We start from the raw sequence: 24,485 nt of genomic DNA on the forward strand, positions 1-24,485 counted from the left end.
CTTTATCCAGAGACGCCATGCCGTCAGGGAAGATGTCCGAACGCGTGAATTTGATAATTTGGTTTATGCTAGTACAAACAATTTACAATTCATATGGTGACCGCTCAGAATTTGACACCACAGACTTATTAAATAGAAGCTCCGTGAAAAAAAACGGTTAAACGCTGAAAAAACGCTCATTTAAATTTCACTCAGGGAATAAGACGTCACTTTTAGCCCAGTCTCGCAGAACCTGTGCATTCGACTGGTATCACGCCCGCGAAATCCCTATAATTGCCGCGTTTGACGCTCCGGCGTCGTCCTTCCTTAACATCCAGGTTAATCAGGTCGCTAAATTTATGACTGATAAGTCTCATCAGTGCGTCATTATAGGCATCGCCGGCGCATCGGCTTCAGGTAAAAGTCTAATTGCCAGTACGCTTTATCGCGAACTGCGTGAACAAGTAGGTGATGAGCATATCGGCGTCATTCCCGAAGACAGCTATTACAAAGATCAATCCCATCTGTCGATGGAAGAGCGCGTTAAAACGAACTATGACCACCCAAATGCAATGGATCACAGCTTGCTGTTCCAGCATTTAGAAGCGCTCAAAAGCGGCCAGGCGATTGAACTGCCCGTTTACAGTTACGTAGAACACACCCGCACCCAGGAAACCATCCGCATCGAGCCGAAAAAGGTCATTATCCTCGAAGGCATCCTGCTTCTGACCGACGCCCGCCTGCGTGAATCCATGAACTTCTCGATTTTCGTTGATACTCCGCTGGATATCTGCCTGATGCGCCGCATCAAGCGTGACGTGAATGAGCGCGGCCGTTCGATGGACTCCGTCATGGCGCAATACCAGAAAACGGTTCGCCCGATGTTCCTGCAGTTTATTGAGCCATCCAAACAATACGCCGATATCATTGTGCCGCGCGGGGGTAAAAACCGCATTGCTATAGATATCTTAAAAGCGAAAATCAGCCAGTTTTTTGAATAAGCCGCGTGAATTGTGTACCGTTCAGAGATAACCTGGTTTTACCCTGAGCGCTTACCGCCTCAGGGTACGATGCATGAAAGGAGAAAGTGCCATGCGTCTTTGTGATCGCGATATAGAAGCCTGGCTGGATGAAGGCCGTTTGTCTATTACCCCACGTCCACCCATTGAGCGTATCAATGGTGTGACCGTTGATGTACGGTTGGGGAATAAATTCCGCACCTTTAGCGGCCATACCGCACCGTTCATTGACCTCAGCGGGCCGAAGGACGAAGTCAGCGCTGCGCTCGATCGTGTGATGAGTGACGAAATCGTTATCGACGAGGGCGAAGCTTTTTATCTGCATCCGGGTGAACTGGCCCTGGCGGTGACGTTTGAATCTGTAACCCTGCCTGCGGACCTGGTCGGCTGGCTTGATGGCCGTTCTTCGCTGGCGAGACTGGGGCTGATGGTTCACGTGACCGCGCACCGTATCGATCCCGGCTGGTCGGGGCGTATCGTTCTGGAATTCTTCAATGCCGGTAAATTACCGCTGGCGCTGCGTCCGGGAATGATGATCGGCGCGTTAAGTTTTGAACCGCTGTCAGGCCCGGCAGATCGTCCTTATAACCGTCGGCAGGACGCAAAATATCGCGACCAGCAGGGCGCGGTTGCCAGCCGCATTGATAAAGACTGATCGTTAGCCCATTGAGGATGCCATGAGAAGAGTTCTGACAACGCTGATGATTTTGCTGGTGGTGCTGGTGGCTGGCCTTTCGGCGTTGGTTCTGCTGGTTAACCCCAACGATTTCCGCACTTACATGGTGCGGCAGGTCGAGGCACGCAGTGGTTATCAACTGAATCTTGACGGGCCGCTGCGCTGGCACGTCTGGCCGCAGCTCAGCATTCTCTCTGGCCGCATGTCGCTCACCGCGCCGGGAGCGTCCCAGCCGCTGGTGTCCGCAGACAACATGCGCCTTGATGTGGCGCTGATCCCGCTCATTTCCCATCAGCTGCAGGTTAAGCAGGTGATGCTGAAAGGCGCGGTGATTCAGCTCACCCCACAAACCGAAGCCGTGCGTGATGCAAATGCGCCGGTCGCGCCGCGCGAGAATACCCTTCCTGATGAGCCGTCCGATACTGGCTGGTCTTTTGATATCGGCAAGCTGAAAGTTGCCGATAGCGTGTTAGTTTTCCAGCATGAACACCAGGAGCAGGTGACCGTTCGCGACATTAACCTACAGATGGAACAGGATGCTCACCACCTTGCGACGGTAGAGTTTAGCGGACGCGTGAATCGCGATCAGCGTGATTTGACCCTGTCGCTGAATGCGAATGTGAATGCGTCAGACTACCCGCATCAGCTCACGGCTGATATCCAGCAGCTTAACTGGCAGCTGACGGGGGCAGATCTTCCCGCCCTGGGGATCGCCGGGCAGGGAACGCTGCAGGCCGTATGGCGCGAAGAACAAAAACAGCTGGAGCTGGATAATCTCAACCTGCAGGCTAATGACAGTAGCCTGAAGGGGCAGGCGAGCGTCACGCTCGAAGAGAAGCCGAAGTGGGTGCTGAATCTGCAGTTTGACAGGCTCAACCTTGAAAACCTGTTGCCGCCTCTGCCAGCCAGCGCCACGGACAGCGATGCCACGCAGACGGGGCAAAGCCAGGCACCGGTATCACGTCCGGTCATCTCGTCTAATCTCGATCAGCCTGACTATAACGCCCTGCGTGGATTCACGGCGGATATTCTGCTGAAAGCCAATAGCCTGCGCTGGCGAGGCATGGAATTTACCGACGTGAGCAGCCAGATGTTTAACCATAACGGTTTGCTGGTGATCTCCGAACTGAGCGGTAAGATGGGCGCAGGAAACCTCTCGCTGCCCGGTACGCTGGATGTCCGTAAAGACGTTGCCAGCGCCGAATTCCAGCCGCGTCTCGACAATGTTGAGATAGGCACCATCCTGAAGGCGTTTAACTACCCGATATCCCTGACGGGGCAGTTGACGCTCGCGGGTGACTTCTCAGGTTCGCAAATTGATGCCGATGCTTTCCGCCGCGAGTGGCAGGGGCAGGCGCATCTCGATCTGAAAAATTCCCGTATGGAAGGGCTTAACTTCCAGCAGCTGGTGCAGCAGGCGGTTGAGCGCAGCAGCGATGTAAAAGCCCAGGATAACTACGACAGCGCCACCCGCCTCGAGAGCTTCACCGCGGACCTGACGCTGGACAACGGCCAGCTTACTCTCGACGGAATGCAGGGCGACTCTTCACTCTTATCTGTGACCGGTGAAGGCAAGCTGGATCTGGTGAAAGAGACGGCGGATACGCGCTTTAACGTTCGGGTACTTTCCGGCTGGCAGGGTGAAAGCAAGCTCATCGACTTCCTGAAAGAGACGCCGGTCCCGCTGACCGTATACGGCAAATGGCAGGCACTGAATTACAGCCTGCAGGTGGATCAGATCCTGCGCAAGCATCTGCAGGATGAAGCGAAACGTCGGCTTAGCGGCTGGGCGGATCGTAATAAAGATTCACAGGACGGCAAGGATGTGAAAAAGCTGCTGGATAAGCTGTGATGTCCGTTGTGCCTCGCCTTACCCGGAGGCCAGTGCGGCCTGATGCCCTCACCCCGACCCTCTCCCACGGGAGAGGGAGCAAATACTAAAACGGCAACCGGGTTGCCGTTTTTTTTTACCTAAACCTCAAAATCCAGTTCTTCTTCATCCCGCAGCGGAATGAGCTGAACCTTCTGCACGCGATGGTTTTCAATCTGCAGCGTTTTGAGCAGATAGTCTCCCACCTGAACCTCTTCTCCCGGCTGCGGGATACGCTGCAAGTACTCCATCAGCAGGCCGGCAATGGTGTGATATTCTCGTTTTTCATCCAGCGGCAGCGGCACGTATTGCACCAGGTCTTCCAGCGGCATGTGGCCGTTAGCCGTCCAGGAGCCGTCTGCGTTTTTCTGAATGTCGTGGCGCGCGTCAATCTCATCCACCTCGTTAGGCAGATTACCGGCGATCGTTTCCATCACGTCGCTGAGCGTGACCAGCCCTTCCACTGAACCAAACTCATCTACTACAAAGGCAAAGTGCGTGCGCGCGTTACGGAATTGCTCCAGGGCGGAAAGTAGCGGTAGCCCTTCCGGGAATACCAGCGGCTGGCGGACCAGGACGCGGAGATTGAGCGGCTCACCGTGAAGCTGCTGCTGGAGCAGGTCAATAACGTGCACCACGCCCAGCAGCTCATCTTCTTCTTCACCGCCGGTCACCACCACGCGGGTGTGCTGGTTTTTATCCAGCAGTGCGCGAACGTGCGCTTCCGGGGCCGTCAGGTCGATATGTTCAATGTCATGTCGCGATGTCATGATGCTGCTAACCGTCCGCTGATTGAGATTGAGCACCCGCTCAATCATCAGCCGTTCCTGCGGGTTAAAGATCTGCCCGTCGCTGTGATCGGCCAGCATGGCGGAGGATTCGGCGTCAAGCTCGGCATCCTCTTTCTTACCGCTTAACAGGCGCATAACCGTGTCGGCCGTGCGCTGACGCAGGGTCTGATTCGCGGAAAGGAAGCGGCGGCGGTTAAATATCGCCAGCTGGTTAAGCGCTTCAATCATGACGGAGAATCCGATGGCGGCATACAGGTAGCCTTTCGGAATATGGAAGCCAAAGCCGTCGGCCACCAGGCTAAAGCCAATCATCAGCAGGAAGCTCAGACAGAGGATCACGATGGTCGGGTGACTGTTCACGAAGCGGGTCAGCGCCTTGCTGGCCATTACCATCAGCGTGATGGCAATAATGACTGCGGCCATCATCACCGCAAGGTGGTCCACCATCCCGACGGCGGTGATCACCGAGTCAAGGGAGAAGACCGCATCCAGCACCACGATTTGCGCCACCACCGGCCAGAATTTCGCCCCGCGGCGCTGGGTCGGGTTCTCGCTGTCTTTGCCCTCCAGCCTCTCGTTGAGCTCCACGGTGGCTTTAAACAGCAGGAACAACCCGCCGAAGAGCATGATCAGATCGCGGGCGCTAAAGCTCAGACCGTGAATGGAGAACAGAGGCTGAGTGAGCGTCACCAGCCAGGAGATAGAGGCCAGCAGCAGTAGCCGCATCACCATAGCCAGCAGCAGACCCGTTACGCGCGCGCGGCCGCGCTGGGAAGGAGGCAGTTTTTCAGCGAGGATGGCGATAAAGACCAGATTATCAATCCCGAGCACCAGCTCGATGACGACCAGCGTAACCAGCCCGGCCCAGATTGAGGGATCGGCAATCCATTCCATAGTAATAGCAATACCTTCTGTAATATGACAAATGTCACACTTCGATCATGGATAAAGCTGGGGGAAATTGCAATGCCGGGCTGAGATTTCTCTTAATACGACGGGTAAAAAAGAGAGCATTCTCAATAATCTGTAAATAAGCGAAATACGTATATTTAATTACAGGGAAAGCATTTTAGGATATATCGCAGGCGATGATTTTTACTTTCATTTTGTCAATATAAAGAAAATCCTAAAAGGTCAAAAATTTGCTCTTAATATTAATCTTAAAAACCGATATTAGGACAGTTGTCTCCTTGCCTGCTATTAGGTTAGCTGCAACAATTCTCCCAGCATCAAATGTTAAATCTCGGTGTTGCTATTAATGTTCGGTCTTCAGGGATGGTTATTCATTATTCGTCGGGTTTCTCAAGCGACTGATATATTTCCAGAAGACCTTGCTCAAGAGGGTGTCTATCCATAACACATTGTTTAGTCAGTGGATTGGTAACTGAAAGCCAAGGGCGGTAGCGTGCCTGAAAGCGTGTGAATCAGCCTCGATTATTCTGTCAAGAGCCAATGGATGAATAAGCTTTTTTTAGGACTGATGCCAGTTATATTTCTATTTGATTAACTGCATGCTGAAACCCAATACGACTCGAGCTTATTTAAATTGCACAGGATAATTACTCTGCCAAAGTGATAAATAATCAATGATGAAATCCAAAATGAAATTGATGCCATTATTGGTGTCTGTGACCTTGATGAGTGGTTGCACGGTCTTTCCCGGCAGCAATATGTCAACAATGGGTAAGGATGTGATCAAGCAACAGGATGCCGATTTTGATCTCGACAAAATGGTGAATGTTTATCCACTTACGCCTCGTCTGGTCGAACAATTACGTCCACGTCCGAATGTTGCCCAGCCGAATATGTCGCTGGACCAGGAAATTGCGTCCTACCAGTATCGCGTGGGGCCGGGTGACGTGATCAACGTGACCGTCTGGGACCACCCTGAACTGACCACGCCTGCGGGCCAGTACCGCAGCTCAAGCGACACCGGTAACTGGGTGCAGTCAGATGGCACCATGTTCTATCCCTACATTGGTAAAGTCCATGTTGCGGGGAAAACGCTTGCCGAGATCCGTAGTGATATTACCGGCCGCTTAGCGCAGTACATCGCCGATCCGCAGGTGGACGTTAATATCGCCGCATTCCGCTCGCAAAAAGCCTATATCTCGGGCCAGGTGAACAAATCCGGCCAGCAGGCCATCACCAACGTTCCTCTGACCGTACTGGATGCCATCAACGCCGCGGGCGGGTTAACCGACGGCGCCGACTGGCGCAACGTCGTGCTCACCCACAACGGGAAGGAGCAGCGCATTTCGCTACAGGCGCTGATGCAAAACGGCGATCTGACCCAGAACCGCCTGCTTTATCCGGGCGACATTCTCTACGTGCCGCGCAATGACGATCTGAAAGTCTTCGTGATGGGTGAAGTGAAGAAACAGAGCACCCTCAAGATGGACTTCAGCGGTATGACGCTGACCGAAGCGCTGGGCAATGCTGAGGGTATCGATCTGACGACCTCTAACGCGACCGGTATCTTCGTGATCCGTCCGCTGAAAGGTGAGGGCAGCGCGAAAGGCAAGATCGCCAACATCTACCAGCTGGATATGTCCGATGCGACCTCTCTGGTGATGGCGACGGAGTTCCGTCTCCAGCCATACGATGTGGTGTATGTCACCACCGCGCCGGTTGCCCGCTGGAACCGTCTGATCAACCAGTTGCTGCCAACCATCAGTGGCGTTCGCTACATGACGGATACGGCGCGCGACATTCATACCTGGTAATCCGCGATGTTTAACAAAATTCTGGTGGTATGCGTGGGGAACATTTGCCGTTCCCCTACGGCTGAACGGTTGTTGAAACACTACCAGCCCGAACTAACCGTTGATTCGGCAGGGCTGGGTGCACTGGTCGGTAAAGGTGCCGATGAGCGCGCAACGAGCGTAGCGCGGGATCATCACCTCTCTCTTGACGGTCACGTGGCCCGCCAGGTCACTGGCCGCATGTGCCGGGAGTATGACCTGATCCTGACGATGGAAAAACGCCATATTCATGCGCTGTGCGATATCGCTCCGGAGATGCGCGGCAAGGTGATGCTGTTTGGTCACTGGGACAATGAACGTGAAATCCCCGATCCGTATCGCAAAAGCCATGAGGCCTTTGAGGCGGTTTACACCTTACTTGACCAGTCTGCCCAACAGTGGGCGCAGGCACTGAAAGTTCAGCAGGGATAACAATGACAGAAAAAACAAGACCTTCTGCCGCCCCGACTTCGGGCAGTGATGAAATTGATATTGGGCGCCTGGTCGGCACTGTTGTAGAGGCAAAGTGGTGGGTGCTTGGCATTACCGCCGTATTCGCCGCGGCGGCCGTCGTTTATACGCTGTTCGCCACCCCTATCTACAGCGCCGACGCGCTGGTGCAGATCGAGCAGAATACCGGCAACTCGCTGGTGCAGGATATCGGCTCCGCGCTGGCGAACAAGCCGCCGGCATCCGACGCTGAAATTCAGCTCATCCAGTCACGTCTGGTGCTGGGTAAAACGGTTCACGATCTCGGGCTCGATATCTCCGTCACCAAAAATACCTTCCCAGTCTTTGGTGCCGGCTGGGACCGTCTGATGGGGCGAAGCAATGACACGGTGAAAGTCACTGACTTTGTGCTGCCGAAAGGGGCTGCCGATCAGACGTTTACCCTGACGGTTCTTGGCCCGAAACAGTATCAGCTAACCAGCGACGCAGGTTTTAGCGCCCGCGGTGAAGTGGGGCAGATGCTGACCAAAGACGGCGTCAGCATGATGGTCAGCGCGATTAACGCCCAGGAGGGCGGTGAATTCACCGTCACCAAATTCTCCACGCTGGGGATGATCAACAATCTGCAAAACAACCTGACCGTCACCGAAAACGGTAAGGACACCGGCGTGCTGAGCATGACCTTTACCGGTGAAGATAAGGATCAAATCCGCGACATCCTGAACAGCATTACCCGCAACTACCTTGAGCAGAACGTCGAGCGTAAGTCGGCGGAAGCGGCGAAAAGCCTGGCGTTCCTGTCAAAACAGCTTCCGGAAGTGCGCGCCCATCTCGATGAAGCTGAGAACAAGCTGAACGCTTATCGTCAGGATAAAGACTCCGTTGACCTGCCGCTGGAGGCAAAATCGGTCCTTGATTCGATGGTCAACATTGATGCGCAGCTCAACGAGCTGACCTTCAAAGAGGCGGAAATTTCCAAGCTTTATACCAAACGCCACCCGGCCTACCGCACGCTGCTGGAGAAACGCCGTACGCTGGAAGAGGAGAAGGCGAAGCTCAATGACCGCGTGACCGCGATGCCGAAAACGCAGCAGGAGATCGTGCGTCTGACCCGCGACGTGGAGTCCGGACAGCAGGTTTACATGCAGTTGCTGAACAAGCAGCAGGAGCTGAAAATCACCGAAGCCAGTACCGTCGGTGACGTGCGTATCGTCGACCCGGCGATTACCCAGCCAGGGGTGCTGAAGCCGAAGAAAGCGCTGATTATTCTCGGCAGCATTATTCTCGGCCTGATGCTCTCCATCGTCGGTGTACTGCTGCGTTCGCTGTTCAACCGTGGAATCGAAAGCCCGCAGGTGCTGGAAGAGAGCGGTATCAACGTCTATGCCAGCATCCCGCTGTCTGAGTGGCAAAAATCCCGTGACAGCGTGAAAACTATCAAGGGCGTTAAGCGTTACAAACAGAGCCAGCTTCTGGCGGTGGGTAACCCAACCGACCTCGCTATCGAAGCGATCCGCAGCCTGCGCACCAGCCTGCACTTCGCGATGATGCAGGCCAAAAACAACGTACTGATGTTAACCGGCGTTAGCCCCTCAATCGGTAAAACCTTCGTCTGCGCCAACCTGGCGGCCGTTGTCAGCCAGACCAACAAGCGTGTGCTGCTGATCGACTGCGATATGCGTAAGGGCTACACCCACGAGCTGCTGGGTACCAACAACGTTAACGGTCTGTCGGAAATCCTGCTCGGTAAAGGTGACATCAGCCAGAGCGCGAAACCTACAACGGTGCCGAAATTCGATCTGATCCCACGCGGTCAGGTGCCGCCTAACCCGTCCGAACTGCTGATGAGCGAACGCTTCACCGAACTGGTGGAGTGGGCGAGCAAAAACTACGACCTGGTGCTGATCGATACGCCGCCAATTCTGGCCGTGACCGACGCAGCCGTTGTTGGCCGCCATGCGGGCACCACGCTGATGGTAGCGCGTTACGCGGTGAACACCCTGAAAGAGGTGGAAACCAGCCTGAGTCGCTTCGAGCAGAACGGGATTGAGGTGAAAGGGGTGATCCTGAACTCCATCTTCCGCCGCGCGACCGGGTACCAGGATTACGGGTATTACGAGTACGAATATAAGTCTGACAGCAAATAACAATCCCCCTCACCCTAACCCTCTCCCGAGGGGAGAGGGGCGGGGTGAGGGATCAGGGGAAGATCATGACCACACAACGCCCTTTAGTTTCAATCTATATGCCGACATGGAATCGTCAGCAGCTGGCGATCCGCGCAATCAAGTCGGTGTTACGTCAGGATTACGATAACTGGGAGCTGATCATCGTTGATGACTGCTCTTCCTCGTATGAACAGCTGCAAAAGTTTGTGACTGACCTCAACGACCCGCGGGTGGTCTATACCCACAACGCCATCAACTCCGGCGCCTGTGCGGTGCGTAATCAGGCGATTATGCAGGCCAAAGGGCAGTATCTCACCGGAATCGACGACGATGACGAATGGACGCCTAACCGCCTGTCTATTTTCCTGTCGCATAAAGAACAGCTGGTTACGCACGCTTTCCTGTACGCCAACGACTATGTCTGCCAGGGCGAGGTCTACTCGCAGCCCGCCAGCCTGCCGCTGTACCCGAAATCACCGTACTCACGCCGCCTGTTCTACAAGCGCAACATCATTGGTAACCAGGTATTCACCTGGGCCTGGCGTTTCAAAGAGTGCCTGTTTGATACCGAACTCAAGGCCGCGCAGGATTACGATATTTTCCTGCGCATGGTGGTGGAATACGGCGAGCCGTGGAAAGTGGAAGAGGCTACGCAAATCCTGCACATCAACCACGGGGAGATGCAAATCACTTCCTCGCCGAAGAAGTTCTCCGGCTACTTCCATTTTTACCGCAAGCACAAGGACAAGTTTGACCGTGCCAGCCGTAAATATCAGCTCTTTACCCTCTATCAGATCCGCAATAAGCGCATGAACTGGCGCACGCTGCTGACGCTGCTGTCCGTGCGTAACGGCAAGCGTCTGGCTGATGGACTTCGGGGGAAATAATGTTTCTGGAAGATTGCCGCGCTAACAGCTGGAGCCTGCGTCCGTGCTGCATGGTTCTGGCGTACCGCATCGCGCACTTTTGCTCGGTGTGGCGCAAGAAAAATGTGCTGAACAATATCTGGGCGGCACCCGTGCTGGTGCTGTACCGCATCATTACCGAATGCTTTTTTGGCTATGAAATTCAGGCCGCTGCCACCATTGGCCGCCGCTTTACCATCCATCACGGCTATGCGGTGGTGATCAACAAGTTCGTGGTTGCCGGGGATGATTTCACCATCCGCCATGGGGTGACCATGGGCAACCGCGGGCCGGACAGCCTGGCCTGCCCGGTTATCGGCAATAACGTCGAGCTGGGCGCGAACGTGGTGATCATCGGTGACATTACGATTGGTAATAACGTCACGATTGGTGCTGGCAGCGTGGTGCTGGACAGCATTCCGGATAACGCGCTGGTGGTGGGAGAAAAAGCCCGCGTGAAGGTGATTAAATGAACATTCTGCAATTTAACGTACGCCTCGCAGAAGGCGGAGCGGCAGGGGTGGCGCTGGATCTGCACCAGCGCGCGCTGCAAAAAGGACTCCAGTCTCGTTTTATTTACGGCTATGGCAAAGGCGGCAAGAAAAGCGTTAGCCACGATAATTTCCCGCAGGTGCATAAGCACACGCCGCGTTTGACCTCGATTGCTAACATTGCGCTGTTCCGTCTGTTTAACCGCGATCTGTTTGGCAACCTGAACACGTTGTACCGCACGGTAACCCGTACCACCGGCCCGGTTGTGCTGCATTTTCACGTGCTGCACAGCTACTGGCTGAATCTGGAAGAGGTGGTGGCGTTTTGCCAGAAGGTGCAGGCCCACAAGCCCGACACCCGCTTTGTCTGGACGCTGCACGATCACTGGAGCGTAACCGGGCGCTGCGCGTTTACCGACGGCTGCGAAGGCTGGAAAAACAATTGCCAGAAATGCCCGACGCTGAGCAACTATCCGCCGGTGAAGGTGGATCGCGCGCATCAGCTGGTCGCCGGAAAGCGCCAGCTTTTCCGCGACATGCTGTCGCTCGGCTGTACGTTTATCTCCCCGAGCCAGCACGTGGCCGATGCCTTCAACAGCCTGTACGGGGCAGGGCGCTGTCAGATTATTAACAACGGCATCGACGTGGCGACGGAAGCCATTCTCGCCGAGCTGACGCCGGTGGCAGAAACCGCGGGCAAACCGAAAATCGCTATCGTTGCGCATGACCTGCGCTACGACGGGAAAACCAACCAGCAGTTGGTGCGCGACATGATGGCGCTGGGTGACAAAATTGAGCTTCATACCTTCGGCAAATTTTCCCCGTTCGAAGGGGCTAACGTGGTGAACCACGGGTTTGAAACTGATAAGCGCAAGCTGATGAGCGCGCTTAATGAAATGGATGCGCTGGTATTCAGTTCACGCGTGGATAACTATCCGCTGATCCTTTGTGAAGCGCTCTCCATCGGCGTGCCGGTGATTGCCACCCACAGCGATGCGGCACGTGAAGTGCTGGAAAAATCCGGCGGCAAAACTTTTGCCGAGCAGGAGGTTCTGCCGCTGGTTCAGTTGCCGAAGGCGCAGATCGCTCAGGCCGTTTTTGGCACTGACCTGGAATCGTTCCGCAACCGCAGCCGCAAGGCCTACAGTGGACAACAGATGCTGGAGGAATATGTCTCGTTCTATCAGAATCTGTAGTTATCTGCTGCTGCCGCTGATCTACCTGCTGGTCAACGTCAAAATTGCCCAGCTCGGCGAAAGCTTCCCGATAACCATCGTCACCTTCTTGCCCGTTCTGCTTTTGCTGTATGTCGATAAAATCAACCTTAAGAAGCTGATGATTGCCTTAGGGTTGGGCACGGGCCTGACGCTGTTTAACTACATCTTTGGCCAGTCGCTGGATGCCAGTAAATACGTCACCTCGACCATGCTGTTTGTTTATATCGTTATTATTATCGGAATGGTCTGGAGTATTCGCTTCAAAACGATTTCTCCACACAATTATCGGAAAATCCTCAGGTTCTTTTATATTGCCGTTGCGTTAATTGTTATGCTTGCTGCAATGGAGATGGCGCAAATTATTCTTACCGGCGGCAGCAGCCTGATGGAGATAATTTCGAAATATCTCATTTACAGCAACAGCTATGTATTGAACTTCATCAAGTTCGGCGGGAAGCGTACCACGGCCCTCTATTTTGAACCGGCGTTTTTCGCTCTGGCGTTAATCTCAATTTGGCTCAGCATCAAACAGTTTGGTATCAAAACGCCTAAGACCGATGCTATGATTCTTGCAGGAATTGTTCTCTCTGGATCGTTCTCAGGGGTAATGACATTTATCCTGTTTTACCTGCTGGAATGGGCGTTTCAGTACCTGAACAAAGATGCGATTAAGAAAAAATTGCCGCTGGCGATTATCTCCCTGACGGTATTTATGGTGGGCGTGATATTTGCCTTCCCGTACATCTCAGAACGTCTGGGTGATTTGGGAACGGAAGGGTCTTCGTCCTATTATCGCATCATTGGACCGCTGGTGATGGTGGGTTATTCCTTAACCCATATTGATGGTGTAGTAAGATTCGGCTCACTTTACGAATATGTTGCATCATTCGGAATCTTTAACGGTGCGGATGTCGGTAAAACCATAGACAATGGTCTGTATCTGTTAATTATTTATTTTTCATGGTTCGCCATACTGTTGACGCTGTGGTATCTGTTTAAAGTTTTCAAAATGATGATTAACGCGTTTGGTGATAACCAGAACTTTCGCGTGCAACTTTATCTGTTTACGCCGGTGTCGCTGTTTTTTACCGGGTCAATATTTAGCCCGGAATATGCTTTCTTGATTGTCTGTCCGTTTATTCTGCGCAAAGCGCTTAATATTACGCACGTATGACGAAATGAGGTGATTTATGTTTCTTAGCGTCATTACTGTCGCTTTTCGTAATTACGAAGGGGTGGTAAAAACCTGGCGCTCGCTGCGCAACCTGGCGCGCGATCCAAGCCTCACCTTTGAGTGGATTGTGGTCGACGGCGGCTCGAACGATGGCACGGCGGAGTTTCTGGAAAAACTCAACGGTGAGTTCAACTTACGCTACATCAGCGAGAAAGATAAAGGCATCTACGATGCGATGAACAAAGGCATCAATATGGCGCAAGGCCGTTATGCCATCTTCCTGAATTCGGGTGATATTTTCCATGACGACGTGGCGCTGTTTGCCCGTCAGCTGGCGCGCCAGAAAGAGGACGCCATGTATATTGGCGATGCGCTGCTTGATTTTGGCGACGGACATAAAGTGTGCCGCAGCGCGAAGCCGGGCTGGTATATCTACCATAGTTTGCCCGCCAGCCATCAGGCCATTTTCTTTCCGGTAAAAGGTCTGAAAAAACAGCCTTATGATTTGCAGTATAAAGTGTCATCCGATTATGCGCTGGCAGCCAGTCTGTATAAGTCAGGTTACCCGTTCCGCCGAATTAAAGGGCTGGTATCTGAATTTTCGATGGGTGGCGTGTCAACCTCGAATAATCTGGAGTTGTGCCAGGATGCCAAAAACGTACAGCGTAAAATATTACGCGTGCCGGGGTTCTGGGCGGAGTTGTCTTATTTTTTACGCGTGCGCACCACGAGTAAAACGAAAGCCTTATATAACAAAGCCTGAATATAAGGAAACGTAATGCAGGATCTGAACGGTTTCTCCGTACCGAAAGGTTTTCGGGGGGCGGGCGGTATTAAAGTGCAGCTATGGTGGGCCGTTCAGGCCACCTTATTTGCCTGGTCACCGCAAATACTGTACCGCTGGCGAGCATTTTTATTGCGCCTGTTTGGCGCAAAAATAGGAAAAAACGTAGTCATTCGGCCTTCGGTGAAAATTACCTATCCGTGGAAATTAACGCTCGGGGATTATGCCTGGGTAGGGGATGACGCGGTGTTATATACCCTTGGCGAGATTACGATTGGCGCAAATTCGGTGGTTTCACAGAAATGTTATTTGTGTACCGGAAGCCATGACTTTATGAGTCAGCATTTTGATATTACCGCCTCGCCTATTGTGATTGGCGAAAAATGCTGGCTGGCAACGGATGTTTTTGTTGCACCGGGTGTATCTGTTGGCGATGGCACGGTAGTCGGTGCCCGCAGCAGCGTTTTTAAATCGCTACCGGCAAATAAAGTTTGCCGTGGCAACCCCGCAGTGGTGATACGCGAACGCGTTGAAACTGATTAAATTCATAAGTAGAGGAATATAAACATGTCTAAAGTCGCTCTCATCACCGGCGTTACCGGGCAGGATGGTTCTTACCTGGCAGAATTACTGCTGGAAAAAGGTTATGAAGTACACGGTATTAAGCGTCGTGCGTCTTCTTTCAACACCGAACGTGTGGATCACATCTATCAGGATCCGCACGCGGCGAACCCGAAATTCCACCTGCACTACGGCGACCTGACCGATACCTCCAACCTGACCCGTATCCTGCAGGAAGTGCAGCCGGATGAAGTCTACAACCTGGGCGCGATGAGCCACGTTGCGGTCTCCTTCGAATCCCCGGAGTACACCGCTGACGTTGACGCCATGGGCACGCTGCGTCTGCTGGAAGCGATTCGCTTCCTGGGCCTCGAGAAGAAAACCCGTTTCTATCAGGCATCCACCTCTGAGCTGTACGGTCTGGTGCAGGAAATCCCGCAGAAAGAGACCACGCCATTCTACCCGCGCTCTCCGTACGCGGTAGCGAAACTGTACGCTTACTGGATCACCGTGAACTACCGTGAATCCTACGGCATGTACGCCTGTAACGGCATTCTGTTCAACCACGAATCCCCACGTCGCGGCGAAACCTTCGTGACCCGCAAAATCACCCGCGCTATCGCCAACATCGCGCAGGGTCTGGAGTCTTGCCTGCACCTTGGCAACATGGATTCCCTGCGTGACTGGGGCCATGCCAAAGACTACGTGAAAATGCAGTGGATGATGCTGCAGCAGGAACAGCCAGAAGACTTCGTGATCGCGACCGGCGTGCAGTACTCCGTTCGTCAGTTCGTTGAAATGGCTGCCGCACAGCTGGGCATCAAGCTGCGCTTCGAAGGCACCGGCGTGGAAGAGAAGGGCATCGTGGTTTCCGTGACCGGCCATGACGCACCGGGCGTGAAGCCTGGCGACGTGATTGTGCAGGTTGACCCGCGCTACTTCCGTCCTGCTGAAGTAGAAACCCTGCTGGGCGACCCAACCAAAGCGCACGAGAAGCTGGGCTGGAAACCAGAAACCACTCTGCAGGAGATGGTTTCCGAGATGGTAGCCAAAGATCTTGAAGCAGCGAAAAAACACTCCCTGCTCAAGTCTCATGGCTACGAGGTTGCCATCGCGCTGGAGTCCTGAGAATGACAAAACAACGTATTTTTGTCGCCGGTCATCGCGGAATGGTAGGTTCCGCGATTGTTCGCCAGCTCGAACAGCGCGGTGACGTCGAAGTGGTTGTACGCACGCGCGACGAGCTGAACCTGCTCGACAGCCGTGCGGTACAGGACTTCTTTGCTAACGAACGCATTGACCAGGTGTATCTGGCGGCGGCTAAGGTGGGTGGCATTGTTGCCAACAACACCTATCCGGCGGATTTCATCTACGAAAACATGATGATTGAGAGCAACATTATTCACGCGGCGCATCTGCACAACGTGAACAAGCTGCTGTTCCTCGGTTCATCCTGTATTTACCCGAAAATGGCGAAACAGCCGATCGCCGAAAGCGAGCTGCTGCAGGGCACGCTGGAAGCCACCAACGAGCCGTACGCGATTGCCAAGATTGCCGGGATCAAGCTGTGCGAGTCCTACAACCGTCAGTACAACCGCGACTATCGTTCGGTGATGCCGACCAACCTGTACGGACCGCACGACAACTTCCACCCGAGCAACTCGCACGTGATCCCGGCGCTGCTGCGTCGCTTCCACGAGGCGACCGCCGAGAACGCCCCGGACGTGGTGGTGTGGGGCAGCGGTACGCCGATGCGTGAATTCCTGCACGTGGACGACATGGCTGCGGCCAGCATTCACGTTATGGAGCTGGATCGCGAGGTGTGGCAAGAGAACACCGAGCCGATGCTGTCGCACATCAACGTCGGTACCGGCGTGGACTGCACCATTCGCGAGCTGGCGCAGACCATCGCGCAGGTGGTGGGCTATAAAGGCCGCGTGGTGTTTGACGCCACGAAACCGGACGGCACGCCGCGCAAGCTGCTGGACGTGACCCGTCTGCATCAGCTGGGCTGGTATCACGAGGTGTCACTGGAGCAGGGGCTGGCCAGTACCTACCAGTGGTTCCTGGAAAACCAGCACCGCTTCCGGGGGTAACGATGTTTTTAAGTCAGGAAGATTTTGCCACGGTAGTGCGTTCCACTCCGCTCATCTCAATTGATTTGATCGTGGAGAACGAACGCGGCGAGTTCTTGCTGGGGAAACGAACCAACCGTCCTGCACAGGGCTTCTGGTTCGTGCCCGGCGGGCGCGTGCAGAAGGATGAGACGCTTGCCGATGCGTTTGAGCGTCTTACTCTGGCGGAACTGGGCCTGCAGCTGCCGATGGCAGCGGGCCAGTTTTACGGGGTCTGGCAGCACTTCTATGACGATAACTTTTCAGGCACCGGGTTCACCACGCACTACATCGTGCTGGGGTTCCGCCTGAAGGTGAGTGAGGCAGACCTGCGTCTGCCTGATTCTCAGCATGACGACTACCGCTGGCAAACGCCAGATGCGCTGCTGGCGAGCGACAATGTGCATGACAACAGTCGCGCCTATTTCCTGGCAGATCGTCAGTCTGAGGTGCCGGGACTATGAAGATCCTCGTATACGGAATCAACTACTCGCCGGAATTAACCGGCATCGGTAAATACACCGGCGAGATGGTCGAGTGGATGGCGAGCCAGGGACATGACGTGCGGGTCATTACCGCGCCGCCGTACTACCCGGAATGGAAAGTGGGGGAGCGCTACTCAAGCTGGCGCTACCGTCGCGAAGAGGGCGCAGCGACCGTCTGGCGCTGCCCGCTGTATGTGCCTAAGCAGCCCTCGACGCTGAAGCGGTTGATTCATCTCGGCAGCTTTGCTCTGAGCAGCTTCTTCCCGCTGATGGCGCAGCGTCGCTGGAAGCCGGATCGCATTATCGGCGTGGTGCCGACGCTGTTTTGCACGCCGGGCATGCGCCTGCTGGGCAAACTCTCCGGCGCGCGCACCCTGCTGCACATTCAGGATTATGAAGTGGACGCCATGCTGGGCCTGGGGATGGCAGGCAAAAGCAAAGGTGGAAAGGTGGCGAAGCTCGCCAGCGCCTTTGAGCGCAGTGGCTTACACAACGTGGATTACGTCTCAACTATCTCGCGCTCGATGATGAACAAGGCGCAGGAGAAAGGCGTCCCGGCGGAGAAGGTGATCTTCTTCCCGAACTGGTCCGAAGTGGCGCGTTTTCGCGACGTGACTGAGCAAGACGCTCAGGCGCTGCGCGCGCAGCTCGGTTTGCCTGAAGATCAAAAAATCATTCTTTACTCAGGCAACATCGGCGAAAAGCAGGGGCTTGAGAGCGTGATTGAAGCGGCTCAACAGCTGAACGAACATCCATGGACGTTTGTGATAGTCGGGCAGGGCGGTGGGAAAGCGCGTCTGGAAAAAATGGTCAGCGAACGCGGCCTAACCAACGTGAAATTCTTCCCGCTTCAGTCTTACGAGGCATTGCCTGCGCTGCTGAAGATGGGCGACTGCCATCTGGTAGTGCAAAAACGCGGCGCGGCTGACGCGGTGCTGCCGTCCAAGCTGACCAACATTCTGGCAGTGGGCGGCAACGCGGTGATTACGGCCGAAGCCGAAACTGAATTAGGCCAGCTGTGCGACAGCTATCCGGGGATTGCCGTGTGCGTGGAGCCGGAATCGGTTCCGGCGCTGGTCACCGGAATTGAGCAAGCACTTGCCATGCCAAAAGTGAACACGGTGGCACGTGAATATGCCGAACGCACGCTCGAGAAAGAGAACGTGCTGAGCCAATTTATTGCAGATATACGGGGATAAATCATGAGTCAAACCACTTTGTATCCGGTTGTGATGGCTGGTGGCTCTGGTAGCCGGTTGTGGCCGCTGTCCCGCGTGCTCTATCCAAAACAGTTCCTCTGCCTGAAAGGGGATCTCACCATGCTGCAGACGACGGTGAACCGTCTCCACGGCGTGGAGTGTGAAAGCCCGGTGGTGATTTGTAACGAACAGCACCGCTTTATTGTTGCCGAGCAGCTGCGTCAGCTGAACAAACTAACAGAAAACATCATTCTGGAGCCTGCCGGACGCAATACCGCGCCTGCGATCGCCCTGGCGGCGCTGGCGGCAAAACGCAGCAGCCCGAACTGTGACCCGCTGATGCTGGTGCTGGCGGCAGACCATGTCATCCAGCAGGAAGAGGCCTTCCGCGACGCGGTGCGTGCGGCCATTCCTTACGCTGAAAACGGCAAGCTGGTGACCTTCGGCATCGTGCCGGATCTGCCGGAAACCGGCTATGGATACATCCGTCGCGGCAACGTGACGCCGGGTGAAGGCGACAGCGTGGCGTTTGACGTGGCGCAGTTCGTTGAAAAACCGAATCTGGAAACCGCGCAGGCGTATGTCGCCAGCGGTGAGTATTACTGGAACAGCGGGATGTTCCTGTTCCGCGCCGGACGCTATCTGGAAGAGCTGAGCAAATATCGCCCGGATATTCTGCACGCCTGCGAGAAAGCGATGGCGGTGGTGGACCCGGATCTCGACTTCATCCGCGTGGATGAAGAGGCGTTCCTCGCCTGCCCGGAAGAGTCGATTGACTACGCGGTGATGGAACGCACGGCGGACGCCGTTGTGGTACCGATGGATGCGGGCTGGAGTGACGTGGGCTCCTGGTCCTCCCTGTGGGAGATCAGCGCCCATACCCCGGAGGGTAACGTCCACCACGGCGATGTCATTAGCCACAAAACGGAAAACAGCTACGTCTACGCCGAGTCCGGCCTGGTCACCACGGTTGGGGTTAAGGATCTGGTGGTGGTCCAGACCAAAGACGCGGTGCTGATTGCTGACCGTAACGCCGTGCAGGACGTTAAAAAAGTGGTGGAGAAGATCAAGGCGGATGGACGCCACGAGCACCACATTCACCGTGAAGTCTACCGTCCCTGGGGTAAATATGATTCCATCGACGCAGGCGACCGCTATCAGGTGAAACGCATCACCGTGAAGCCGGGCGAGGGGCTGTCGGTGCAGATGCACCATCACCGCGCCGAGCACTGGGTGGTGGTTGCGGGTACCGCTAAAGTCACTATCGACGGTGAAGTCAAACTGCTGGGCGAAAACGAGTCCATTTATATTCCGCTGGGGGCGACGCACTGTCTGGAGAACCCGGGGAAAATTCCTCTCGACTTAATTGAGGTGCGCTCCGGCTCGTATCTGGAAGAGGACGATATCGTGCGCTTCCAGGACCGCTACGGGCGGGTGTAGCACTCTGCATTATGCCCGGTAGCGTTACGCTTACCGGGCCTACGAATGACAAAAAAATCAATTTGGCCATTTAGTGGTCAGGGCCGACTGTTGCCTGAAAAAGGGGTCATCATGGAAAAATTAACCTGTTTTAAAGCCTACGATATTCGCGGCAAGCTGGGCGAAGAGCTGAATGAAGATATCGCGTGGCGCATTGGCCGCGCGTACGGCGAATACTTAAAACCGCAGACCATCGTGCTGGGCGGTGACGTGCGTCTGACCAGTGAATCCCTGAAGCTGGCCCTGGCGAAAGGGCTGCAGGATGCAGGCGTGGACGTGCTGGATATCGGCCTTTCCGGAACCGAAGAGATTTACTTTGCCACGTTCCACCTGGGCGTGGACGGCGGTATCGAAGTGACGGCCAGCCACAACCCGATGGACTACAACGGGATGAAGCTGGTGCGCAAGGGCGCCCGTCCTATCAGCGGCGACACCGGCCTGCGCGACGTGCAGCGCCTGGCGGAAGCCAACGATTTCCCGCCGGTGAACGAGGCGAAGCGCGGCAGCTACAAAAAAATCAACCTGCAGAAAGAGTACATCGACCACCTGCTGGGCTACATCAACGTGGCAAACCTGAAGCCGCTGAAGCTGGTGATTAACTCCGGCAACGGCGCGGCCGGCCCGGTTGTCGATGCCCTGGAGGCGCGCTTTAAGGCCCTGAACGTGCCGGTGACCTTCGTGAAAGTGCACAACACCCCGGACGGCAACTTCCCGAACGGTATTCCTAACCCGCTGCTGCCGGAGTGCCGCGACGACACCCGCAACGCGGTGATTGAGCACGGTGCGGACATGGGCATCGCCTTTGACGGTGACTTCGACCGCTGCTTCCTGTTCGACGAGAAAGGGCAGTTCATCGAGGGCTACTACATTGTCGGCCTGCTGGCGGAAGCGTTCCTTGAGAAAAACCCGGGCGCGAAAATCATTCATGACCCGCGTCTTTCCTGGAATACCGTCGACGTGGTGTCAGCGGCGGGCGGCACGCCGGTTATGTCCAAAACCGGTCACGCCTTCATCAAAGAGCGCATGCGCGAAGAAGACGCCATCTACGGCGGCGAGATGAGCGCCCACCACTACTTCCGTGACTTTGCCTACTGCGACAGCGGGATGATCCCGTGGCTGCTGGTGACCGAGCTGCTGTGCCTGAAGGGACAGACGCTGGGCGAGCTGGTACGCGACCGTATGGCGGCGTTCCCGGCGAGCGGGGAGATCAACAGCAAGCTGGCGGAGCCGGCCGAGGCGATTGCCCGCGTGGAGCAGCACTTTGCGATTCACGCGCTGGAAATTGACCGTACGGACGGCATCAGCATGGCGTTCCCGCAGTGGCGCTTCAACCTGCGCTCGTCCAATACCGAGCCGGTGGTGCGCCTGAACGTGGAGTCCCGTGCTGACACCGCGCTGATGGAAGCCCGAACGAAGGACATTCTGGCGCTGTTGAATCAGTAATACTTGCCCCTCCCGGTGGGAGGGGGAACCGAATACAGGAACAACGATGACGAATCTAAAAAAACGCGAACGAGCGAGAACGAATGCATCGTTAATCTCTATGGTGCAGCGTTTTTCTGATATCACCATCATGGTCGGTGGATTGTGGGCGGTGTGTCGGATCGGCGGGCTGCCGTTCTTATACATGCATCTGCTGATGGCCCTGATTGCGCTGGTCGTGTTTCAGATGATCGGCGGAATGACCGATTTCTACCGCTCGTGGCGCGGCGTGAAAATGACCACCGAACTGATGCTGCTGCTGCAGAACTGGACCCTCAGCCTGATCTTCAGCGCAGGCCTGGTGGCGTTCAGCCATGATTTTGATAATCGCCTCGTCACCTATCTCTGCTGGTATTTAATAACCAGCGTCGGCATGGTGGTGTGCCGTTCGCTGATCCGCTTCGGTGCGGGCTGGCTGCGTAACCGTGGCTATAACCGTCGCTTTGTTGCCGTAGCAGGCGATCTGCCGGTTGGTAAGGTTCTGCTCGACAGCTTCCGCAAAGAGCCGTGGTTAGGGTTTGAAGTGGTCGGGATTTACCACGACGCGAAGCCGGGCGGCGTGCCGTCGGACTGGGCGGGCAATTACGAACAGCTTATTGAAGACGCGAAAGCCGGTAAAATTCACAACGTCTACATCGCCATGCAGATGAGAGACGAATCCCGCATTAAGCAACTGATGCGCGAGCTGGCGGACACTACCTGTTCGGTGATCCTCATCCCGGACGTCTTTACCTTCAACATCCTTCATTCACGCATTGAAGAGGTGAACGGCGTGCCGGTGGTACCGCTGTACGACACCCCGCTGTCGGGCATTAACCGCGTGCTCAAGCGCGTGGAAGATATCGTGCTCTCGTCGCTGATTTTACTGCTCATCTCCCCGGTGCTGTGCTGCATTGCCCTGGCGGTGAAGCTGAGCTCTCCCGGCCCGGTTATTTTCCGCCAGACCCGCTACGGTATGGACGGTAAGCCGATTATGGTGTGGAAATTCCGCTCCATGAAGGTGATGGAAAATGACAAGGTGGTGACCCAGGCGACGCAGAACGATCCGCGCGTCACCCGCGTGGGGAACTTCCTGCGCCGTACCTCACTGGATGAACTGCCGCAGTTTATCAACGTCTTTACCGGCGGCATGTCGATTGTTGGCCCGCGTCCGCACGCGGTGGCGCATAACGAGCAGTACCGCTCGCTGATTGAAGGCTACATGCTGCGCCATAAAGTGAAGCCTGGCATTACCGGTTGGGCGCAGATCAACGGCTGGCGCGGCGAAACCGACACGCTGGAAAAAATGGAAAAACGCATCGAATTCGATCTGGAGTACATCCGTGAATGGAGTATCTGGTTCGATATCAAGATTGTTTTTCTGACCATCTTCAAAGGTTTCGTGAACAAAGCGGCGTACTAAGATGAGCTTACGTGAAAAAACCATCAGCGGGGCGAAGTGGTCAGCGATGGCGACCATCGTCATCATTGGCCTCGGCCTGGTGCAGATGACCGTACTGGCGCGCATTATTGATAACCACCAGTTTGGCCTGCTGACCGTCTCGCTGGTGATTATCGCGCTGGCCGATACGCTGTCTGATTTTGGTATCGCCAACTCGATTATCCAGCGCAAAGAGATCAGCCATCTTGAGCTGACCACGCTCTACTGGCTGAACGTGGGGCTGGGGATTTTCGTGTTTGTGCTGGTGTTCCTGCTGAGCGACACCATCGCCAGCGTGCTGCACAACCCGGATCTCGCTCCGCTGATGCGCACGCTGTCGTTTGCGTTCGTGGTGATCCCCCACGGGCAGCAGTTCCGCGCGCTGATGCAGAAAGAGCTGGAGTTCAACAAGATCGGCATGATCGAGACCAGCGCCGTGCTGGCGGGCTTTACCTTTACCGTCGTGAGCGCCCATTTCTGGCCGCTGGCGATGACCGCAATTCTGGGATACCTGGTTAACTCTGCCGTGCGTACGCTGCTGTTTGGCTACTTTGGCCGCAAAATTTACCGTCCCGGGCTTCATTTCTCTCTTGCGTCCGTCTCGTCCAACCTGCGCTTTGGCGCGTGGCTGACGGCGGACAGTATCATCAACTATGTGAATACCAACCTGTCGACGCTGGTGCTGGCGCGTATTCTTGGTGCGAGCGTGGCGGGGGGCTACAACCTGGCCTACAACGTCGCGGTGGTGCCGCCGATGAAGCTGAACCCGATAATCACCCGCGTCCTTTTCCCGGCGTTTGCCAAGATTCAGGACGACACCGAGAAGCTGCGCGTCAACTTCTACAAACTGCTTTCCGTGGTGGGGATTATTAACTTCCCGGTGCTGCTGGGGCTGATGGTGGTTTCCAGCAACTTCGTGCCGCTGGTGTTTGGTGAGAAGTGGAACGGCATCATCCCGATCCTTCAGCTGCTGTGCGTGGTGGGGCTCCTGCGCTCCGTGGGGAATCCGATTGGTTCCCTGCTGATGGCAAAAGCACGCGTGGATATCAGCTTTAAGTTCAACGTGTTCAAAACCTTCCTGTTTATTCCGGCAATTATCGTCGGCGGGCATATGGCGGGCGCCATCGGCGTCACGCTGGGCTTCCTGCTGGTGCAGATAATCAATACCGTTCTGAGCTACTTCATCATGATCAAGCCGGTGCTGGGCTCCAGCTACCGTCAGTACATCCTGAGCCTGTGGCTGCCGTTCTATCTCTCGTTGCCGACCCTGGCGGTGAGCTACGGCCTGGGCATCATCCTCAGCGGTCACCTGCCGCTGGCCGCGCTGCTAGCGGTGCAGGTTGCCGCGGGCGCGCTGGCATTTGGCGTGATGATTGTGCTGTCACGCAATGCGCTGGTGGTAGAGATGAAGCGCCAGTTTTGCCGTAACGAAAAAATGAAAACGCTGCTTCGCGCAGGCTAGTTATTTAAGAGGCCA

21 protein-coding genes are annotated in these 24,485 nt (G+C 55.2%); 20 read left to right on the forward strand and 1 reads right to left on the reverse strand.

Annotated features, from left to right (window positions below):
- The first annotated feature begins 338 nt into the window (after positions 1-338).
- The 3 genes from udk to asmA all read left to right on the forward strand — a co-directional run bounded on the left by udk (position 339) and on the right by asmA (position 3,526).
- Positions 339-980 carry a uridine kinase gene (gene udk / locus USH94_RS01990; protein WP_008500855.1) on the forward strand — a complete coding sequence of 214 codons (642 nt, stop codon included), beginning with the start codon at positions 339-341 and terminating at the stop codon, positions 978-980.
- 91 nt (positions 981-1,071) lie between these two features.
- Positions 1,072-1,653 (forward strand): dCTP deaminase, encoded by a 582-nt coding sequence (dcd, locus tag USH94_RS01995; RefSeq protein WP_111965787.1) that lies wholly within the window; start codon positions 1,072-1,074, stop codon positions 1,651-1,653.
- A gap of 22 nt (positions 1,654-1,675) precedes the next feature.
- Complete coding sequence (gene asmA, locus USH94_RS02000) at positions 1,676-3,526, forward strand: outer membrane assembly protein AsmA (RefSeq protein WP_111965786.1); 1,851 nt, start codon at positions 1,676-1,678, stop codon at positions 3,524-3,526.
- A gap of 119 nt (positions 3,527-3,645) precedes the next feature.
- Here the strand turns inward: asmA and USH94_RS02005 are convergent, their stop codons facing one another.
- Positions 3,646-5,229: a TerC family protein gene (locus tag USH94_RS02005; protein ID WP_111965785.1), complete on the reverse strand. Its 1,584-nt coding sequence runs from the start codon at positions 5,227-5,229 to the stop codon at positions 3,646-3,648.
- A 692-nt stretch (positions 5,230-5,921) separates the two neighbouring features.
- Here USH94_RS02005 and USH94_RS02010 point away from each other — a divergent pair.
- The 17 genes from USH94_RS02010 to wzxC all read left to right on the forward strand — a co-directional run bounded on the left by USH94_RS02010 (position 5,922) and on the right by wzxC (position 24,470).
- Positions 5,922-7,061 (forward strand): polysaccharide export protein, encoded by a 1,140-nt coding sequence (locus tag USH94_RS02010; protein ID WP_014170829.1) that lies wholly within the window; start codon positions 5,922-5,924, stop codon positions 7,059-7,061.
- 6 nt (positions 7,062-7,067) lie between these two features.
- On the forward strand, positions 7,068-7,511 hold the full coding sequence (gene wzb, locus USH94_RS02015; protein ID WP_023312405.1) for a low molecular weight protein-tyrosine-phosphatase Wzb: 444 nt from the start codon (positions 7,068-7,070) through the stop codon (positions 7,509-7,511).
- A 2-nt stretch (positions 7,512-7,513) separates the two neighbouring features.
- Positions 7,514-9,676 carry a tyrosine-protein kinase Wzc gene (wzc, locus tag USH94_RS02020; RefSeq protein WP_111965784.1) on the forward strand — a complete coding sequence of 721 codons (2,163 nt, stop codon included), beginning with the start codon at positions 7,514-7,516 and terminating at the stop codon, positions 9,674-9,676.
- Between the two features lie 65 nt (positions 9,677-9,741).
- The gene (wcaA, locus tag USH94_RS02025; protein WP_023312403.1) at positions 9,742-10,584 is read left to right on the forward strand and encodes a colanic acid biosynthesis glycosyltransferase WcaA; all 843 of its coding nucleotides are present in this window, start codon (positions 9,742-9,744) and stop codon (positions 10,582-10,584) included.
- The gene (gene wcaB / locus USH94_RS02030; RefSeq protein WP_111965783.1) at positions 10,584-11,075 is read left to right on the forward strand and encodes a colanic acid biosynthesis acetyltransferase WcaB; all 492 of its coding nucleotides are present in this window, start codon (positions 10,584-10,586) and stop codon (positions 11,073-11,075) included. Before wcaA ends, wcaB begins: the two co-directional genes overlap by 1 nt.
- A complete protein-coding gene (gene wcaC, locus USH94_RS02035) occupies positions 11,072-12,289 on the forward strand; it encodes a colanic acid biosynthesis glycosyltransferase WcaC (protein WP_111965782.1) in 1,218 nt (405 codons plus the stop codon). Before wcaB ends, wcaC begins: the two co-directional genes overlap by 4 nt.
- Positions 12,264-13,484, forward strand: coding sequence for a colanic acid polymerase WcaD (gene wcaD / locus USH94_RS02040; RefSeq protein WP_111965781.1), 1,221 nt, complete (start codon positions 12,264-12,266; stop codon positions 13,482-13,484). The genes wcaC and wcaD overlap by 26 nt, the downstream gene beginning before the upstream one ends.
- Before the next feature lie 16 nt (positions 13,485-13,500).
- Entirely contained in the window at positions 13,501-14,247 is a 747-nt protein-coding gene (gene wcaE, locus USH94_RS02045) for a colanic acid biosynthesis glycosyltransferase WcaE (protein ID WP_008499420.1), read from the forward strand.
- Positions 14,248-14,262: 15 nt separating this feature from the next.
- Complete coding sequence (gene wcaF / locus USH94_RS02050) at positions 14,263-14,811, forward strand: colanic acid biosynthesis acetyltransferase WcaF (protein WP_045908623.1); 549 nt, start codon at positions 14,263-14,265, stop codon at positions 14,809-14,811.
- 24 nt (positions 14,812-14,835) lie between these two features.
- Positions 14,836-15,957: a GDP-mannose 4,6-dehydratase gene (gene gmd / locus USH94_RS02055; RefSeq protein WP_003863514.1), complete on the forward strand. Its 1,122-nt coding sequence runs from the start codon at positions 14,836-14,838 to the stop codon at positions 15,955-15,957.
- 2 nt (positions 15,958-15,959) lie between these two features.
- On the forward strand, positions 15,960-16,925 hold the full coding sequence (gene fcl, locus USH94_RS02060; RefSeq protein WP_013097874.1) for a GDP-L-fucose synthase: 966 nt from the start codon (positions 15,960-15,962) through the stop codon (positions 16,923-16,925).
- Positions 16,926-16,927: 2 nt separating this feature from the next.
- Positions 16,928-17,407: a GDP-mannose mannosyl hydrolase gene (locus tag USH94_RS02065; protein WP_111965780.1), complete on the forward strand. Its 480-nt coding sequence runs from the start codon at positions 16,928-16,930 to the stop codon at positions 17,405-17,407.
- On the forward strand, positions 17,404-18,627 hold the full coding sequence (wcaI, locus tag USH94_RS02070) for a colanic acid biosynthesis fucosyltransferase WcaI (RefSeq protein ID WP_111965779.1): 1,224 nt from the start codon (positions 17,404-17,406) through the stop codon (positions 18,625-18,627). Before USH94_RS02065 ends, wcaI begins: the two co-directional genes overlap by 4 nt.
- A gap of 3 nt (positions 18,628-18,630) precedes the next feature.
- Positions 18,631-20,067: a mannose-1-phosphate guanyltransferase gene (gene cpsB, locus USH94_RS02075; protein ID WP_111965778.1), complete on the forward strand. Its 1,437-nt coding sequence runs from the start codon at positions 18,631-18,633 to the stop codon at positions 20,065-20,067.
- Positions 20,068-20,178: 111 nt separating this feature from the next.
- The gene (gene cpsG / locus USH94_RS02080; protein ID WP_047647343.1) at positions 20,179-21,549 is read left to right on the forward strand and encodes a colanic acid biosynthesis phosphomannomutase CpsG; all 1,371 of its coding nucleotides are present in this window, start codon (positions 20,179-20,181) and stop codon (positions 21,547-21,549) included.
- Between the two features lie 46 nt (positions 21,550-21,595).
- Positions 21,596-22,990: an undecaprenyl-phosphate glucose phosphotransferase gene (gene wcaJ, locus USH94_RS02085; RefSeq protein ID WP_111965777.1), complete on the forward strand. Its 1,395-nt coding sequence runs from the start codon at positions 21,596-21,598 to the stop codon at positions 22,988-22,990.
- A 1-nt stretch (position 22,991) separates the two neighbouring features.
- The gene (gene wzxC / locus USH94_RS02090) at positions 22,992-24,470 is read left to right on the forward strand and encodes a colanic acid undecaprenyl disphosphate flippase WzxC (RefSeq protein WP_039262643.1); all 1,479 of its coding nucleotides are present in this window, start codon (positions 22,992-22,994) and stop codon (positions 24,468-24,470) included.
- The last annotated feature ends 15 nt before the right edge of the window (positions 24,471-24,485 follow it).

It is taken from the genome of Enterobacter sp. 148H3 (assembly GCF_034107425.1).
GTDB classification, from domain to species: domain Bacteria; phylum Pseudomonadota; class Gammaproteobacteria; order Enterobacterales; family Enterobacteriaceae; genus Enterobacter; species Enterobacter vonholyi.